This window comes from Pseudomonas sp. P5_A12 (assembly GCF_056400685.1).
Genome location: NZ_JBFUKU010000001.1, coordinates 94,080 through 111,024 on the forward strand (window position 1 = coordinate 94,080; position 16,945 = coordinate 111,024).

Sequence of the window (16,945 nt, forward strand, 5' to 3'; positions counted from 1 at the left end):
CTTAACTTTTAACCTTCACCGTTCGCGTTATCGGCATCTTTCGGTGCCGAACGACCGCGAAAATCAATCAGGCTGTCGACGATGGCCAAGACCACCAGCAACGGATAGATCAGCTGCATAAACAGCAACAGCGTGACGTACAACCCCACCAGCCAGAACCTGGCCAGTCGCTTTTGCGCCACCAGCCCGTGAATCAGGGCCAGCCCGGCGAACACCAGCGGTACGCTGCACAACGGCGTTAACATGGCCATCTGTGGACCGATGTTCGGCCCCAGAAGCATGCACGCCAGCAGCAACATCGCTGGCAAAAGCGGGAATCGGATGGCGCGAAACTCGCGACCAAAACCACCCGGGTTGTACAACAACGCCTGCCAGTAGCGCCCGACAAGCAGGCTCAGCACACTGACGATTTGCAACAAGGCCGCAATCAGGCCGGTCAGGACCGGTGCAATCAGGGACGCAAAATGCGCTTGCTCGTCTGCCGATAACTTCTCGTAGACATCACCGAGTAGCGACGGCATGACCTTTATCAAAGCCTGCGCCAGCATCTCGATTTGAGGAGCAAAAGTCGCCCCCAGCACCACTGAAAACACCACCCCCATCGCTATGCTGACCAGCAGCACGCGGACCCAGGACTCGCTTGCGCGCAAAACCAACGCAAGGCTCGAAGAACCCAACAGCACCAGAAGTGCCCGAGGGTCATCCGAGTAAAGCCACCAGATCAACGCTGGCAGCATTCCCAGGGCAAGAACGCCAAGGGCGTCCTTCAATCCGCGCCGCAGAAGCACAAGGCTTCCAGCGGCAGCACCCAACCAATACAACAACGGCAATATTACGCATCCAGCCACTACGAGAGTGGCCTGCATACGGCCGCGCATGATGAACTCAGCTATGGCACGCATGCATTCAATCCTTTGCTACGTGTCGACTGCCCGGTCTCAGCGGCCGTGGCTGTCGGTGTAGGCCAGCAGGGCCAGGAAGCGGGCGCGCTTGATAGCGGTGGCCAGCTGACGCTGATAACGTGCTTTGGTACCGGTGATGCGGCTTGGAACGATTTTGCCGGTCTCGGATACATAAGCTTTCAGAGTGTTGAGATCTTTGTAATCGATCTCTTTCACGTCTTCAGCGGTGAAGCGGCAGAATTTACGACGACGGAAGAAACGTGCCATGTAATAGGCTCCTCAAAAGGTCCGTGGATTACTCGTCAGCGTTATCGCTGTTGTCGCTGTCATCACTGTCAGCGCTTTCAGCGCCTTCGTGCTCAGGACGGTCGCGACGCTCACGGCGCTCACTGCGGTTTTCTTCAGCCTTGAGCATCTCGGATTGGCCGGTAACGGCTTCTTCGCGACGGATGACCAGGTTACGGATCACTGCATCGTTGTAGCGGAAGTTGTCTTCCAGCTCGGCCAGGGCCTTGCCAGTGCACTCAACGTTCAGCATCACGTAGTGAGCCTTGTGAACATTGTTGATTGCGTAGGCCAGTTGACGACGGCCCCAATCTTCCAGACGGTGGATTTTGCCGCCGTCTTCTTCGATCAGCTTGGTGTAACGCTCAACCATGCCGCCGACTTGCTCGCTTTGATCCGGGTGGACCAAAAAGATGATTTCGTAATGACGCATGAATGCTCCTTACGGGTTGTAGCCTGCCGCTCAAAAGCGGTCAGACAAGGAGTGAATGACACTTATGGACTTGCTTGCGATAGACACATGCGTGCCTGCCGTCACAGCAAGGGGCGCAATTGTAGAGAAGGGACAGGAGAGGCGCAAGGCAATTGGTGATTATTTGAACAACCACCCGTCTTCACCCAAACACAAACCTCTGTGGGAGCGAGCCTGCTCGCGAAGGAGGCATAACATCCAACATTAATGCTGAATGTTGCTCCGCCTTCGCGAGCAGGCTCGCTCCCACAGAAATTACAACTGACTTAAGACTTTTTGCTGGCCGAAGCAGCCTTGACGCTACGCTGACGCTGCGCTTCGAACAGGCAGACACCGGTCGCCACGGAGACGTTGAGGCTGCTGACGCTGCCAGTCATTGGCAAGTGCACGAGGTAGTCGCAAAGATCGCGGGTCAGGCGACGCATGCCGCTGCCTTCTGCACCCATGATCAGGATGGTCGGGCCGGTCATGTCTTGCTGATACAGACTCTGCTCAGCCTCGCCTGCCGTGCCGACAACCCACAAGCCGCGCTGCTTGAGCTTCTCAAGAGTGCGCGCCAGGTTGGTCACGGCGACCAACGGAATCACTTCCGCCGCGCCACAGGCCACTTTACGGACCGTCGGGGTCAGCGTAGCCGACTTGTCCTTCGGCACGATCACCGCCAGCGCACCGGCCGCATCGGCCGAACGCAGGCAAGCGCCGAGGTTGTGCGGATCGGTCACGCCGTCGAGCACCAGCAACAGCGGTGCGCCTTCGCTGCGATCAAGCAGCTCGTCGAGCATCGCCTCGCCCCAGACCTGGCTCGGACTCACGTCCGCCACCACGCCTTGGTGCACGCCATCAACCCAGGCATCGAGTTCGCGGCGCTCAGCGTTGCCGACGGGCACGCGATTTTCATTCGCTAGCGCGATCAGCGCCTGTACACGCGGCTCGCTGCGACCTTCAGCCAACCAAATCTGCTTGACGCGTTTCGGGTGGTGACGCAGCAATGCTTCTACCGCATGCACGCCGTAGATCTTTTCCAACTGACTCATGGTTTGGCCTTAGGTTTACGCGCCCCGCCGCTTCTGCCGGCTGGAGCTGCACCCGCTTTTGGCGGGCCTTTACGATGTTTGCTCGGTTTTGCTGGCTTGCCGCCGGGGGCCTTGTCAGGCGCCGACCGCCCGGTCTTTCCCCCAGACGCCGCTTTACCACCGCTTTTCGCCTCAGACAGCAACGCCTGCTTCATTTCACGGCTTTTACGCAGTTCGGCGTTTTTCGCCGCGGCATCGCTTGGACGATAGGCTTCGGCAGCCTTTTCCTTGGCAGGACGACGACCGGTTTTTGCCGGCGCCGGCTCTGCAGCGGTTTTAGCGGCCGGAACGGTTGTTTCGGTTCCGCGCTTCTTGCGGCCAATTGGCGCGCTGATGGTTTTTTCAGCCATCTCGAAGTCGATCTTGCGTTCGTCGAGGTCAACGCGCATGACGCGCACTTCGACGGTGTCGCCCAGACGGAAACTGCGACCGGTACGTTCACCGGCGAGGCGGTGGTGCACAGGGTCGAAGTGGTAGTAATCGCCCGGCAAAGCGGTGACATGCACCAGGCCTTCGACGTAGATATCGGTCAGTTCGACGAACAGGCCAAAACCGGTCACGGCGGTGATCACCCCCGGGAACGACTCGCCCACGCGGTCTTTCATGAACTCGCACTTGAGCCAGTTCACCACGTCGCGAGTGGCTTCGTCAGCACGGCGCTCGCTCATCGAGCACTGCTCGCCGAGCTGCTCCAGGGCCGCTTCGTCGTACGGATAGATACGCGCTTTCGGAATGGTCATCGCACCGGCACGGCGAACGTGCGGCGTGTTCTGCTTGGAATGGATGACGCTGCGGATCGCCCGGTGCGTGAGCAAGTCCGGGTAGCGGCGGATCGGCGAGGTGAAGTGGGTATAGGCTTCGTAATTCAGGCCGAAGTGGCCCTGGTTATCAGCGCTGTACACCGCCTGGCTCAACGAACGCAGCATGACAGTCTGGATCAGATGGAAATCCGGACGATCCTTGATGCTTGCCAGCAAGGCCTGATAGTCCTTCGGCGACGGGCCGTCCTTGCCTTTGTGCAGGGACAGGCCGAGTTCACCGAGGAAGGCGCGCAGTTTTTCTAGACGCTCCGGCGGCGGACCATCGTGTACGCGGTACAGCGCCGGGATTTCGTGCTTTTTCAGGAATTCGGCGGTGGCCACGTTGGCCGCCAGCATGCATTCCTCGATCAGCTTGTGCGCATCATTACGAACGGTTGGGCGGATTTCGGCAATCTTGCGCTCGGTCCCGAAGATGATCCGGGTTTCCTGCGTTTCGAAATCGATCGCGCCACGCACGTGACGAGCGGCCAACAGCACTTTGTACAGTGCGTAAAGCTGCTTGAGGTGCGGCAGAACGTCGTTGTACTCGCCACGAAGCTGACGCGCCTCGGTGAGTTTCGGCGTTTCCAGCATCGCGCTGACTTTGTTGTAGGTCAGGCGGGCGTGGGAGTGAATCACCGCTTCGTAGAAGCAGTAGTCAGTCATTTCGCCGGACTTGGAGATGGTCATCTCGCAAACCATGGCCAGACGGTCGACGTGCGGGTTCAGCGAGCACAGGCCGTTGGACAGTTGCTCAGGCAGCATCGGCACGACGCGCTCGGGGAAGTACACCGAGTTGCCGCGAACCTGGGATTCGTTGTCCAGGGCCGAACCGATTTTCACGTAGCTGGAAACGTCGGCAATCGCCACGTACAACTTCCAGCCACCGGAGAACAGGCGCAGCTTGCCCGGCTTGGATTCGCAGTAAACCGCGTCATCGAAGTCGCGCGCATCTTCACCATCGATGGTCACGAACGGCAGATGACGCAAGTCGATGCGTTTCTCTTTGTCTTTCTCTTCGACTTCCGKCTTGAGCTTGGCGGCTTCTTTCAAGACCGCTTCAGGCCAGACGTGAGGAATGTCGTAGGTGCGCAGGGCGACATCGATTTCCATGCCCGGCGCCATGTAGTTGCCCACGACTTCGACCACATCGCCTTGCGGCTGGAAGCGTGGTGTCGGCCAGTGAGTGATCTTCACCTCAACGAATTGACCGATCTGGGCATTGGCATTGCGGCCCGGCGTGACCAGCACTTCTTGCTGGATCTTCGGGTTATCCGCGACGACGAAGCCGATGCCGCCTTCTTCGAAGTAGCGACCGACGATGGTCTCGTGAGCACGGGAGACCACTTCGACGATCATGCCTTCGCGGCGACCGCGACGGTCGAGACCGGAAACACGGGCCAGGGCACGGTCGCCGTCGAATACCAGGCGCATTTGCGCCGGGCTCATGAACAGGTCGTCACTGCCGTCGTCCGGGACCAGGAAACCGAAGCCGTCACGGTGACCGCTGATGCGGCCCAGGATCAGGTCGAGCTTGTCCACCGGCGCATAGGTGCCGCGACGGGTATAGATGAGTTGAGCATCGCGCTCCATGGCGCGCAGGCGGCGACGCAGGGCTTCGATCTGGTCTTCCGTGGTCAGACCAAACTCTTCGACCAGTTGCTCGCGGTTAGCAGGCGAACCTCGATCAGCAAGGTGCTGAAGGATCAGTTCGCGGCTAGGAATAGGGTTTTCATATTTTTCCGCTTCACGAGCGGCCTCGGGATCGAGGGACTGCCAATCGGCCATTAGAGAGTTTTCACCTTGTCTATATGCGGGTTAGTTTGGCATAGGCGTAATGAAACGGGAAATTTCAAGCTGTGACAGCCCTTCTAAAGCCCTTTATCGACATCGCAACGCTTGTTTGAAGACCACTGGCGAAATTTTCCAGGTTTTTTTGATGTCGGGGGTTTACAGTTAAAAAGACGCTCCGTATAGTGCGCGCCATCGACGACGCAGACGCGCTGCCGATAATGCCCAGATGGTGAAATTGGTAGACACGCCAGCTTCAGGTGCTGGTGACCGCAAGGTCGTGGAAGTTCGAGTCTTCTTCTGGGCACCAATTTCGAGCTTGAGATTAGTTCAATTTCAAGGCTCACACAAAAACCCGCGAAAGCGGGTTTTTGCATTCTAAGCATCTGATTTATTAAATCTAAATCAGGGGTTTACAGATCAAAACGCTCTCCGTATAGTGCGCCACATCAACAGCGGCAACGCTCGCGATGAATGCCCAGATGGTGAAATTGGTAGACACGCCAGCTTCAGGTGCTGGTGACCGCAAGGTCGTGGAAGTTCGAGTCTTCTTCTGGGCACCAATTCAAATTCAAGGTCACGATCTTGAATTTCACAGAAACCCGCGAAAGCGGGTTTTTGCGTTTCTGGCTTCCGCAAACCAATCCTCCCTCTCAAGAAACACACGACCTGTAGCAGCCGCTCTAGCAAACACTTCCCAAGCCAGCAAGGCGCACATGAGAAACAATATCGTTTATCATTGTTGCAAGTTTTTGCAATGCGACAGTGAGGAACCCTGCGAATGATGTTTCGAAATACCCTGCGCCGCGGCCTGACCTTCACCCTCCTCGGCCTGGTACTCGCCACTCCCCTCACCCAGGCTGCCGACCCGGTTTCCCTGACACTCTATAACGGTCAACACAAGGAAGTCGGCGACGCCATCGCCAAGGCTTTCGAAGCCAAGACCGGCATCCACGTCAACGTGCGCAAAGGCAGCAGCAACCAGCTCGCCAGCCAGGTCGTGGAAGAAGGCGATCGCTCCCCCGCCGACGTGATTTACACCGAAGAGTCGCCACCCCTGAACAAACTGGGCGAGCAAGGCCTGCTAGCCAAGACCGACGACGCCACACTGGCTGTTTTACCCAAGGAATATGTCGCGAGCAACGGCACCTGGATCGGCATCACGGCTCGGGTCCGGGTCGTGGCATTTAACCCCAAACTGATTGACGAGAAGGACCTGCCCACGTCGGTGATGGATTTCTCCGATCCGCAATGGCAAGGCAAGGTCGGCTTCGTGCCCACCAGTGGCGCCTTTCAGGAACAGGCTGTCGCGATCATCAAAGTGCACGGCATGGAAGCAGCCGAAGAATGGCTGACCGGTTTGCGCGCGTTCGGCAAGACCTACAGCAACAACATGGTCGCCCTGAAAGCCGTGGAAAATGGCGAAGTCGCCACCGTACTGGTGAATAACTACTACTGGTTCGCCTTGCAACGCGAGAAAGGCCAGCTCGATTCGAAACTGCATTACTTCACCGGCGGCGACGTCGGCGGGCTCATCACCGTGTCCAGCGCTGCCGTGCTCAAATCCAGCAAACACCCACAAGAAGCCCAGCAATTCCTCGCGTATATGGCCAGCGAAGAAGGTCAGCGCGTGATCACCCAGACCACTGCTGAATACCCGCTGCACAAAGGCATGGAGTCGGATCGCGGCCTCAAGCCGTTCAGCGAACTGCAAGCCCMTGATGTCACGCCAGCCGATCTTGGTAACGCCGAACAAGCCCTGGACCTGGAACGCGACGTTGGCTTGAACTAATGAGCACACCGTTATCTACTCCCGCCTCGCGCGGGGGTTACGTACCACGGCGCAAGCGGCCATCGATCTGGCTGCTGCTCCCGGTTCTGCTGCTGGTCGTGCTCAGTCTGTTGCCGCTGCTGTATGTCGGACTCAAAGCCTGGCAAGCCGGCTGGGCCGAAGCGCTGCATCTGCTCTGGCGACCTTATGTGTTTGGGCTGCTGCGCAATACGTTGGCGTTGATGGCTGGCGTGACACTGGCCTGCGGCGTGATCGGCCTGTCGCTGGCCTGGCTGCTGGAACGCAGCAATCTGCCGGGACGTCGGCTGTGGGGCGTGATTCTGTGCCTGCCATTTGCAGTACCGGCGTTTGTCAGTAGTTTCACCTGGGTATCGCTCAGCGCTCACTTCGAAGGCTTGGGCGGGGCAATTCTGGTGATGACGCTGTCCAAGTACCCGCTGATCTTTCTGCCGGTCGCGGCGACGTTGCGCAATCTTGACCCCTCTCTTGAAGAGTCCGCCCGCACGCTTGGACAGAATCGCTGGGGCGTGTTTTTCAGAATCACGCTGCCGCTGCTCTGGCCATCATTGCTGGCGGGTTCACTGTTGATCGCGCTGCACATGCTGGTGGAGTTCGGCGCGCTGTCGATTATCGGCTTGCAAACCTTTACCACGGCGATTTATCAGCAATTCGAACTGGAATTCAGCAATGCCAACGCGGCGATGCTTTCGGCGGTGTTGCTCGCGCTGTGCCTGATGTTGCTGTGGCTGGAGCTGCGGGTTCGCGGCAAGGGCCGGCATGTTCGTACCGGCCAAGGCGCGGCGCGGCAGGCGGAACAGGTTCAATTGGGGCCTTGGGCAGGAGCTGGACAGCTTTACTGCCTGACCCTGGCAATCATCGGCAGCGGCATACCACTGGGGATGCTGGTGTACTGGCTGGCGGTCGGTTCTTCAGCAGCGTTCCCGGTAGTCGCAATCAGCGAGGCGCTGCTGTCATCTCTTGCGCTCTCTCTGGGCGGTGCAGCGCTCTGCCTGGTGCTGGCCGTGCCGGTGGGATTGCTGGTGGTGCGCTACAAAGGCCAATTGGCGATCTGGGCCGAGCGCTTGCCGTATCTTCTGCATGCCCTGCCGGGCCTGGTGATTGCGCTGACGCTGGTGTATTTCGCGCTGCACTATGTGCCGGCGCTGTACCAGACATCGGCATTGCTACTGATTGCTTATGCGCTGCTGTTTCTGCCGCTGGCACAGGCGCCGATTCGAACGGCCTTGAACAAAGCTGCGCCGCAATTGGAAGAGGCAGCGCGCACGCTGGGGGCTACGTCGTTCACCGCGTTTTGCCGGATTACGCTGCCGATTATTTTCCCGGMGCTGGGCGCTGCGTTTGCGCTGGTGTTTCTGGATGCGATGAAGGAGCTGACGGCGACGCTGTTGTTGAGTCCTACCGGGCTCAATACCTTGGCGACAGAGGTCTGGGCGCATACCGCGAATGTGGAGTTCGCGGCGGCGGCGCCTTATGCGGCGTTGTTGATTTTGGTGTCGGGGGTGCCGGTTTATCTGCTCACGACACGGATGTATCTGAGCCGCTGAAATTGCCTTCGCGAGCAGKCTCGCTCCCACACTGGATCTGTTGTGAACTCAAAATTTGTGAGCACTAGAGATCAACTGTGGGAGCGAGMCTGCTCGCGAAGGGGCCAGTCCAGACAACCGATTAAGCCCTGAACTGCCCCAGACTCGCCTTCAATTGCGCCGCCAGCCCATCCAGGACCTTGCCGCTGGCCGTGGTCTCCACCACTGCCTGAGCCGTTTTCTCAGCCTGTGCATGAATGGTTTCAACCCGCCCCCGCACCGCTTGCGCGCCCTGCGCTTGATGCGCTGCTGCCTTAGTCGCCAGACCAATCGCCGCATGCACCTGCTCGACCGATGCCTGCACCGACTGCTGCAACCGCGCACTGTCGCGCAATACCAGCAAACCTTCGCTGGCCTGGCGTCCCGCCTGACCAATCGCTGCCACCGCTTCACGCGCGCCTTGTTGCAAGGCAACGATTTGCGCCTGAATGTCACCGGTCGAGCTCTGCGTCTTGCTCGCCAGCGCCCGCACTTCGTCAGCCACCACGGCAAACCCGCGACCGGTCTCGCCCGCACGCGCCGCCTCGATGGCTGCGTTGAGCGCCAGCAGGTTGGTTTGCTCGGCGATCCCATGGATCACCGTCAACACCACTTCAATCTGTTCACTTTGCTGCGCCAACCGCTCGATGACTTTCGCTCCGGTATCGACCTGCCCGGCCAACGCTTCGATCAGGCTTTCGACTTTCGCCGAGGTCCGGGTGTTTTCGTCGGTGGCGGAACGGATGTCCACCACCTGCTGCAACGCAGCCTGCATGGCGTGGCTTTCAGATTGCGCTTCATCAGCCATCTGCGACAACGCCCGCAGACTCTCGGCCACTTCATCGCGCTGCATGCCCGCCGCCTTGTCAGCCCCGGCACTACGCAAGGTCATGGCGCCGATTTCCACACCGGTACGCCGGGCCACATCGCCCGCCTCGCGCACGATCGGCTGCAACTTATCCACAAAGCGATTGACCGCCGAGGCCATGTCGCCAATTTCGTCCTTGCTGTTGATCTGCACGCGCTTGGTGAGGTCGCCCTCGCCCGCCGCCAGATCATCCATGGCGCTAATCAGCAGTCTCAAGCGGTTGACCACTCGACGTCCCAACACCACCGCCAGCAACAGCAACACACCGCAACCGACCAACGCCAAACTCATGCCGATACGCCAGCGCAAGGTCGCTGCCGCTTCCTGCACCGTGCTGGCGGTATTGGCTTTCATTTCAGACGCAGTGGACTGCGCCGACTGCAAACGCGCGCCCATGGCCGCTGCACTGCCTGCAGACGCGCCCTTGAGGCTGTCGCCGACCAGTTGATCGCTGCTGGCAATCAGCGCCGAGAAACGCTTGTCCAGGGCCGCCAGATCGGTTTCCACCGAGGCAGTGGAGACCCCCATCAAAACCTTGCCGATTTCCACACCATTGGGGTTGATCGAGGCCTCAAGGTAATAAACCGATGGATCGCTCTTCGCCGCATCCAGAACCTTGTCCAGCGCGCCCTCGCCCTGCCCCTTTTCCAGCAAGGCCTTGTTGATCGGGTCTTCGCGATTCAGATAGCGCGTCAGGTGCTGCCCCGCTGCATCGTCGTAAACCACGAACAACACATTGGGATTACGCTGTGCCCGGCGGGCAAATTCAGACAGGGTTGGCACGTCGTTGTCCCACATGGCGCGGGGTGCGACTGAAGCCAGAAGCTGCGCCATATCATTAGCGGAGTCCTTCAGGCCTTTTTCCAGCGCTGCGCGCAACTGTGCCTGCTCATCCTTCAAACGCGAGGACAAACCGGCCGTGAGGCGCTGACGCGTATTGGTCGAGAGGCTGTCGAGGCTCGACGTGACTTCACGTCCTGCCTGCTCTAGTTCGCCAGAGAGTTTTTGACTGTCAGCGCCCAGGCGCGCACCCAGATCGGCTTCCAGCGCCGTCACTGTACTCCGGGTCAGAACAACAGCCACCAGTACCTGCACCAAAAGGGCGATACCCAAGGTAACGAACACAGGTCGCAACAAACGACTTTGTAACAATGAGAGAACGGCTGACACTTAAAATCCCTCTGCCTGGGTGCCATTGAATTGATGGCACGCTGAAAGCGATGCTTTTAGTCAGGATCACAGCAAAGGTCATGCCGTCCAAAAGGCATAAACGACAAAGGCCCCGATTAAGGGGCCTTTGTTTTTTACATCAATGGCTTATTAAGCGAACGGGTGACGCAGAACGATGGTTTCGTTGCGGTCCGGACCCGTCGAAATAATGTCAATCGGCGCACCGATCAACTCCTCAACGCGCTTGATGTAGGCACGAGCGTTAGCTGGCAGCTCTTCCAGGGTTTTGGCACCCACGGTCGATTCGGTCCAGCCCGGCACTTCTTCGTACACAGGCTGAAGGCCTACGTAGCTGTCAGCGTCAGTCGGGGCAACGGCGTTGCCTTGCGCATCTTTGTAGCCGACGCAGATGTTGATGGTTTCCAGGCCGTCGAGTACGTCCAGCTTGGTCAGGCAGATGCCCGAGATGCTGTTCACATCGATAGCGCGACGCAGGATAACGGCGTCGAACCAGCCGCAACGACGGGCACGGCCGGTGGTAGCACCGAACTCGTGACCTTGCTTGGCCAGGTGCGCACCTACTTCGTCAAAGAGTTCAGTCGGGAATGGGCCCGAACCTACGCGAGTGGTGTAAGCCTTGGTGATACCCAGAATGTAGTCCAGGAACATCGGGCCAACGCCCGAACCGGTCGCCACGCCACCGGCGGTGGTGTTGGAGCTGGTCACGTACGGATAGGTACCGTGGTCGATGTCGAGCAACGAACCCTGGGCGCCTTCGAACATGATGTCTTTGCCAGCGCGACGAAGGTCGTGCAACTCGGCCGTCACGTCCAGCATCAACGGCTTGAGCAGCTCAGCGTATTCCTTGCACTCGGCCAGGGTTTTTTCGAACTCGATGGCAGGCTCTTTGTAGTAACCCACCAGCATGAAGTTGTGGTAATCCACCAGTTCACGCAGCTTGTCTTCGAAGCGCGGCATGTTGAGCAGATCGCCAACGCGCAGGCCACGACGTGCAACCTTGTCTTCGTACGCCGGGCCGATGCCGCGACCGGTGGTACCGATCTTCAGCTCGCCACGAGCCTTTTCACGGGCCTGGTCCAGCGCCACGTGGAAGGACAGGATCAACGGGCAGGACGGACTGATACGCAGGCGCTCGCGCACCGGTACGCCTTTCTCTTCCAGCTTGGTGATCTCGCGTAGCAGGGCGTCGGGTGCAACCACTACGCCGTTACCGATCAGGCACTGCACGCCTTCGCGCAATACGCCCGACGGGATCAGGTGCAAGACGGTTTTCTCGCCATCGATCACCAGCGTGTGACCAGCGTTGTGGCCACCCTGGTAGCGCACTACGGCGGCAGCATGTTCGGTCAGCAGATCAACGATCTTGCCTTTGCCCTCATCACCCCATTGGGTGCCCAGGACTACGACATTCTTACCCATAACACTTGTCCTCATTCGCRCAAACTTGGTGCCGGCGGCGGCCGGCAGGAAAACTCAAGAAGCCAGCGGCAATACTTGCCAAAGCCCGTTCTGCTGAATCAATTGCCGGTCGCAGTCCGCTTCACGGGCGGCGGCCAAAGGTTGTCCAGGCAATGCCTGAACGACACGCTGACCCTCACTGCGCAACTGGCAAACCTGCTGCCAGAGTGCCGCATCCGTACTGTCAGGCATCCAGATACCGCCAGACGGTAGCTCGATTTCAGCACGCCCCAGGGTCACCAGGGTTTTCAAATCGGTAGAGAAGCCAGTAGCCGGACGAGCGCGACCGAAGTCGGCGCCGATGTCGTCGTAACGACCGCCCTGGGCAATGGACTGGCCGACACCCGGCACGAACACTGCGAACACCACACCGGTGTGGTAGTGGTAACCGCGCAACTCGCCCAGGTCGAAGTACAGCGGCAGTTCCGGGAAACGCGCGGACAGACGCTCGGCAATCGCCAACAGGTCGTCCAGAGCAGCCAGAACAGGGGCCGGCGCATTCGCCAGACGCTCGCGGGCAGCACTCAATACTTCACGGCCGCCACACAAATCAACCAATGCGCGCAGCATGTCCGACAAATCGGCGGGCAGGCCTTCGGTCAAGGTAATGACCTCGTCGATGGCCTTGCGTTGCAACGCATCGAACAATTGTTGCTCGACTTCGCCGGACAAACCGGCGGCGCGGGCCAGGCCACGATAGATGCCGACATGACCGAGGTCCATGTGCACATCCGGTACATCGGCCAGTTGCAGCATAGTCAACATCAGGCTGATGACTTCCACATCGCTGCTCGGGCTGCCATCGCCATACAACTCGGCACCCAACTGGATCGGGCTGCGCGAGGACGACAATGCACGAGGCTGAGCGTGCAGCACGCTACCGGCATAGCACAGACGGCTCGGGCCTTCGCGACGCAAGGTGTGCGCATCGATGCGCGCCACTTGCGGCGTGATGTCGGCACGGAACCCCATCTGCCGGCCCGATTGCGGGTCGATGACCTTGAAGGTACGCAAATCGAGGTCCGAGCCCGCGCCGGTCAGCAGGGATTCCAGGTACTCGATATGGGGAGTCACGACAAACTCGTAACCCCAGCTCTGGAACAGATCCAACACCTGACGACGCGCGACTTCAATGCGCGCCGCTTCTGGTGGCAGTACTTCTTCGATGCCATCTGGCAGCAGCCAGCGGTCTACCGTTGCCATTACGCCATTCCCCTATGATCCGGGCGGCAAGCCGTCGGGCGAGCCTTGAGTGAAGCAGAAAATGATCGGTTCATGTGCAAACCACGCGCATGAACAACACGGCGAAAAGCCTCGAACCGGCTTCGCCAACCACTTTCCTCGAAAATCCTGTCGAGTCATTCAACTCGGTTTTCTGCCTGAAAACAGCAATCAAACGTGCAGACGCAAAAAAGCCGGGAATTTCCCGGCTGCCGCATCATACACACGTTTTCCCAAAGGATCACCCCGCCCGAGGCTTTAGCCGCCAGGCGGGGGACGATTCAGGTCAACGCGGTATCAAGGCTTGGCTTTTTCCAGGTAACGGAAGAAGTCGCTGCTTGGGTCCAGGACCATGACGTCGGATTTGTTCGCGAAGCTTTCACGGTAGGCGCGCAGGCTACGATAGAAAGCGTAGAACTCCTGGTCCTGGCCGTAGGCCTTGTTGTAGATGGCAGATGCCTGGGCATCACCGTCACCTCGAACCTCTTCAGATTCACGATAGGCTTCAGCCAGCAACACGCGGCGCTGACGATCGGCGTCGGCACGGATGCCTTCTGCCAGCTCGTTACCCTTGGCGCGGTGCTCGCGAGCTTCACGCTCACGCTCGGTGCTCATACGCTCGAACACGCTGCGGTTCACTTCTTTCGGCAGATCGATAGCCTTGACCCGAACATCGACGACTTCGATGCCCAGTTCTTTTTCCGCCATCTTGTTTAGCGAAGCGGTGATGTCAGCCATCAGCGCGTCACGCTCACCGGAAACCACTTCATGCAGCGTGCGCTTACCGAACTGGTCACGCAGGCCCGATTCCAGACGACGGGACAGACGCTCGTCGGCGATCTGCTTGAGGCCGGAAGTTGCGGTGTAGAAACGCTCGGCGTCTTTCACGCGCCACTTGGCGAAGGCATCCACCATGACGGCTTTCTTTTCCAGCGTCAGGAAGCGTTGTGTCGGTGCATCCAGCGTCATCAGGCGTGCGTCGAACTTACGCACCTGGTTAACGTAAGGCACTTTCACATGCAGGCCCGGCTGAACATCGGCCTGAACCACGCGACCGAACTGCAGCAACACCGCACGCTCGGTCTGAGCCACGATGTAGAAGCAGTTCCAGGCAGCGATCGCCACGACGACGCCGACAATAAGGGCGATCAGCGATTTATTGCTCATCAGCGACTCTCCCTGGTACGTGCTTGCTGTTGTTGCAGATCAGCTGCTGCACGCGCATTCGCTTCATTGCTGCTGGCTGCCGCGCCCGTAACCGGAGCGCTGCTGGTGTTGCGACCACTTTCGACCATCTTGTCCAGCGGCAAGTACAGCAGATTGCTCTGGCCATTCTTGTTGCCGGTCACGAGTACCTTGCTGGTGTTGGTGAAGACTTCCTGCATGGTGTCCAGATACAGACGCTCGCGAGTGACTTCAGGGGCCTTGCGATACTCGGCGACCAGCTTGGTGAAGCGATCGGCCTCACCCTTGGCGCGCGAGACGGTTTCGTCACGGTAACCATTGGCATCCTCAAGGATACGCTGGGCCTGACCACGGGCTTCCGGCACGACGCCGTTGGCATAGGTCTCAGCCTGGTTGCGCGAACGTTGCTCGTCTTCACGTGCACGGATCACGTCATCGAAGGCTTCCTGGACTTCACGCGGTGCCGCTGCGTTCTGAACGTTGACCTGGGTAACGGTGATGCCGGTGCGATAGGTATCCATGAAGCGTTGCAGACGCTCCTTGATCTCGCTGGCCATCAACTCACGACCTTCAGTCAGTACCTGGTCCATGGCGGTAGAACCCACCACGTGACGCAACGCACTGTCTGTCGCTTGCTGCAGGCTGATTTCCGGCTGATCGACATCCAGCACGAAATCCTGCAGGTTGCTGATCTTGTACTGCACGGTCAGCGGCACTTCGACGATGTTCTCGTCTTCGGTCAGCATCTGCCCCTGCTTGGTGTACGAACGCTCACGCGTAACGTTTTCCAGGTACTTCTTGTCGATCGGCGGGAAATAGATGTTCAGGCCCGGGCCGACGGTTTCGTAGTACTTGCCGAAGCGCAGCACCACGGCTTGCTCCTGCTCGTCGACGACATAGACTGCGCTGTACAGCCAAACGGCCGCAAGCACGACAAGGCCGATGCCAAGAATGCCGCCGAAGCCGCCGCTCTTGCCCGAACCTCCGCCGTCATCACCGCGTTTCTTACCACCACCGAACAACCCGTTCAGGCTTTCCTGCAGCTTTCGGAAGGCCTCGTCGAGATCCGGTGGTCCCTTGCGGTCGCCGTTATTGCGGCGCTTGCCACCCCAAGGATCCTGATTATTCGAGTTGCCACCCGGCTCATTCCAAGCCATAGCGCTCTCCATCTGATAAAGCAAAGACGCACCCACGGCGCGCCGACCAATGCTACAGAATGCCTGTCACCACGGCACAACCGCTTTCTCAGGCTTTTATTGCAAAGTGTGTTGCTCGATGAAGTCATTCGGTTGCAAACCTTCGCGACTCACCAATCGATTCAACTCGATCCGTGGCAAGCGAACGGCCAGCAAGCTGATGCCTTCTTCGTCGTGTTCTTCTTTCTGTACCGCACCGACTTCGAAAAACTGCGCACGCAGTCGAGCAAAACGTTGCGGCAAGCGCAAGGTGCCGATAAACAAATCACTGCCAAGTAACTCGGCAATGGCTTGCTCAAGCAACTCCAGACCCGTGCCATCACGCGCCGACAGCCATACCCGCTGGGGTTTGCCGTTCTCGTCGCGCTGGATTTGTGGCTCAACGCCTTCAAGCAAATCGAGTTTGTTATAGACCTCGAGGATCGGCAAGTCCTGGGCACCAATCTCGCCCAGCACCACCATCACCTGCTCGATCTGCAACATGCGATCTGGTTCGGCCGCATCGATCACATGCAACAACAGGTCGGAGTTGCTCGACTCTTCGAGAGTAGACCGAAATGCCTCGACCAGCTTGTGGGGCAAGTGGCGAATGAAACCTACAGTGTCCGCCAGGACAATCGGCCCCAGATCGTCTAAATCCAGACGGCGCAGGGTCGGGTCCAGCGTGGCAAACAATTGGTCAGCCGCGTACACGTCGGATTTCGTCACGTTATTGAAGAGCGTGGATTTACCGGCGTTGGTATAACCCACCAGCGACACGGTAGGGATATCCGCACGCATACGACCACGTCGCGACTGTTCGCGCTGGCTGCGCACTTTCTCCAGCCGGCCCTTGATCTGTCGCAGACGAACCCGCAGCAAACGGCGGTCGGTTTCCAGCTGGGTTTCACCCGGGCCACGCATGCCGATACCGCCACCTTGGCGTTCAAGGTGAGTCCAGCCACGAACCAGCCGGGTGCTCATGTGGTCAAGCTGGGCCAGTTCTACCTGGAGCTTGCCTTCATGGGTACGGGCACGTTGGGCGAAAATATCGAGAATCAGACCGGTGCGGGAATTCGCTCAAAATTTCTTTCGACGGTTTGGCCGTGCCAATGTCCATGCCCCGGTAGACCAGTGCCGAATCGACAC

The 16,945-nt window shown here is 59.0% G+C and carries 12 protein-coding genes, 2 tRNA genes and 2 pseudogenes; 4 read left to right on the top strand and 12 right to left on the bottom strand.

Annotated features, from left to right (window positions below; all coding sequences use genetic code 11):
* Window positions 1-8 precede the first annotated feature (8 nt).
* The 5 genes from AC1DSG_RS00385 to rnr form a co-directional block, all read right to left on the bottom strand.
* Entirely contained in the window at window positions 9-902 is an 894-nt protein-coding gene (locus tag AC1DSG_RS00385; protein ID WP_477789101.1) for a hypothetical protein, read from the bottom strand.
* 36 nt (window positions 903-938) lie between these two features.
* A complete protein-coding gene (rpsR, locus tag AC1DSG_RS00390) occupies window positions 939-1,169 on the bottom strand; it encodes a 30S ribosomal protein S18 (RefSeq protein WP_002551829.1) in 231 nt (76 codons plus the stop codon).
* Between the two features lie 28 nt (window positions 1,170-1,197).
* A complete protein-coding gene (gene rpsF / locus AC1DSG_RS00395) occupies window positions 1,198-1,620 on the bottom strand; it encodes a 30S ribosomal protein S6 (RefSeq protein ID WP_003217491.1) in 423 nt (140 codons plus the stop codon).
* Between the two features lie 305 nt (window positions 1,621-1,925).
* Complete coding sequence (gene rlmB, locus AC1DSG_RS00400) at window positions 1,926-2,693, bottom strand: 23S rRNA (guanosine(2251)-2'-O)-methyltransferase RlmB (protein WP_477789102.1); 768 nt, start codon at window positions 2,691-2,693, stop codon at window positions 1,926-1,928.
* The gene (rnr, locus tag AC1DSG_RS00405; protein ID WP_477789103.1) at window positions 2,690-5,320 is read right to left on the bottom strand and encodes a ribonuclease R; all 2,631 of its coding nucleotides are present in this window, start codon (window positions 5,318-5,320) and stop codon (window positions 2,690-2,692) included. The genes rlmB and rnr overlap by 4 nt, the downstream gene beginning before the upstream one ends.
* Window positions 5,321-5,546: 226 nt before the next feature.
* Here rnr and AC1DSG_RS00410 point away from each other — a divergent pair.
* From AC1DSG_RS00410 to AC1DSG_RS00425, 4 genes are all read left to right on the top strand, one after another.
* Window positions 5,547-5,633, top strand: a tRNA-Leu gene (locus AC1DSG_RS00410).
* 166 nt (window positions 5,634-5,799) lie between these two features.
* Window positions 5,800-5,886: transfer RNA gene (locus AC1DSG_RS00415), tRNA-Leu, on the top strand.
* Between the two features lie 218 nt (window positions 5,887-6,104).
* The gene (locus tag AC1DSG_RS00420) at window positions 6,105-7,115 is read left to right on the top strand and encodes an iron ABC transporter substrate-binding protein (protein ID WP_477789104.1); all 1,011 of its coding nucleotides are present in this window, start codon (window positions 6,105-6,107) and stop codon (window positions 7,113-7,115) included.
* Complete coding sequence (locus AC1DSG_RS00425) at window positions 7,115-8,680, top strand: ABC transporter permease (protein ID WP_477789105.1); 1,566 nt, start codon at window positions 7,115-7,117, stop codon at window positions 8,678-8,680. Before AC1DSG_RS00420 ends, AC1DSG_RS00425 begins: the two co-directional genes overlap by 1 nt.
* Window positions 8,681-8,801: 121 nt before the next feature.
* Here AC1DSG_RS00425 and AC1DSG_RS00430 read toward each other — a convergent pair whose 3' ends face one another.
* The 7 genes and pseudogenes from AC1DSG_RS00430 to AC1DSG_RS00460 form a co-directional block, all read right to left on the bottom strand.
* Window positions 8,802-10,736 (bottom strand): methyl-accepting chemotaxis protein, encoded by a 1,935-nt coding sequence (locus tag AC1DSG_RS00430; RefSeq protein ID WP_477789106.1) that lies wholly within the window; start codon window positions 10,734-10,736, stop codon window positions 8,802-8,804.
* A gap of 150 nt (window positions 10,737-10,886) precedes the next feature.
* Entirely contained in the window at window positions 10,887-12,176 is a 1,290-nt protein-coding gene (locus tag AC1DSG_RS00435; RefSeq protein WP_027921980.1) for an adenylosuccinate synthase, read from the bottom strand.
* A 54-nt stretch (window positions 12,177-12,230) separates the two neighbouring features.
* On the bottom strand, window positions 12,231-13,418 hold the full coding sequence (locus tag AC1DSG_RS00440; protein ID WP_477789107.1) for an ATP phosphoribosyltransferase regulatory subunit: 1,188 nt from the start codon (window positions 13,416-13,418) through the stop codon (window positions 12,231-12,233).
* Between the two features lie 315 nt (window positions 13,419-13,733).
* On the bottom strand, window positions 13,734-14,603 hold the full coding sequence (gene hflC, locus AC1DSG_RS00445) for a protease modulator HflC (protein WP_477789108.1): 870 nt from the start codon (window positions 14,601-14,603) through the stop codon (window positions 13,734-13,736).
* Window positions 14,603-15,778, bottom strand: a complete 1,176-nt coding sequence (hflK, locus tag AC1DSG_RS00450) for an FtsH protease activity modulator HflK (protein WP_477789109.1) — start codon at window positions 15,776-15,778, stop codon at window positions 14,603-14,605. The genes hflC and hflK overlap by 1 nt, the downstream gene beginning before the upstream one ends.
* 96 nt (window positions 15,779-15,874) lie before the next feature.
* Window positions 15,875-16,867, bottom strand: a pseudogene (hflX, locus tag AC1DSG_RS00455) (ribosome rescue GTPase HflX); the annotation flags it as partial.
* Window positions 16,860-16,945: pseudogene (locus AC1DSG_RS00460) on the bottom strand (hypothetical protein); the annotation flags it as partial. The pseudogenes AC1DSG_RS00460 and hflX, both read right to left, overlap by 8 nt.

Bases quoted from the DNA above. Each gene is read 5' to 3' on its own strand.
- AC1DSG_RS00440 (WP_477789107.1), bottom strand. From the start codon at position 13,418: ATGGCAACGGTAGACCGCTGGCTGCTGCCAGATGGCATCGAAGAAGTA.
- AC1DSG_RS00385 (WP_477789101.1), bottom strand. From the start codon at position 902: ATGCGTGCCATAGCTGAGTTCATCATGCGCGGCCGTATGCAGGCCACT.
- hflK (WP_477789109.1), bottom strand. From the start codon at position 15,778: ATGGCTTGGAATGAGCCGGGTGGCAACTCGAATAATCAGGATCCTTGG.
- rpsR (WP_002551829.1), bottom strand. From the start codon at position 1,169: ATGGCACGTTTCTTCCGTCGTCGTAAATTCTGCCGCTTCACCGCTGAA.
- rlmB (WP_477789102.1), bottom strand. From the start codon at position 2,693: ATGAGTCAGTTGGAAAAGATCTACGGCGTGCATGCGGTAGAAGCATTG.
- AC1DSG_RS00435 (WP_027921980.1), bottom strand. From the start codon at position 12,176: ATGGGTAAGAATGTCGTAGTCCTGGGCACCCAATGGGGTGATGAGGGC.
- rpsF (WP_003217491.1), bottom strand. From the start codon at position 1,620: ATGCGTCATTACGAAATCATCTTTTTGGTCCACCCGGATCAAAGCGAG.
- hflC (WP_477789108.1), bottom strand. From the start codon at position 14,603: ATGAGCAATAAATCGCTGATCGCCCTTATTGTCGGCGTCGTCGTGGCG.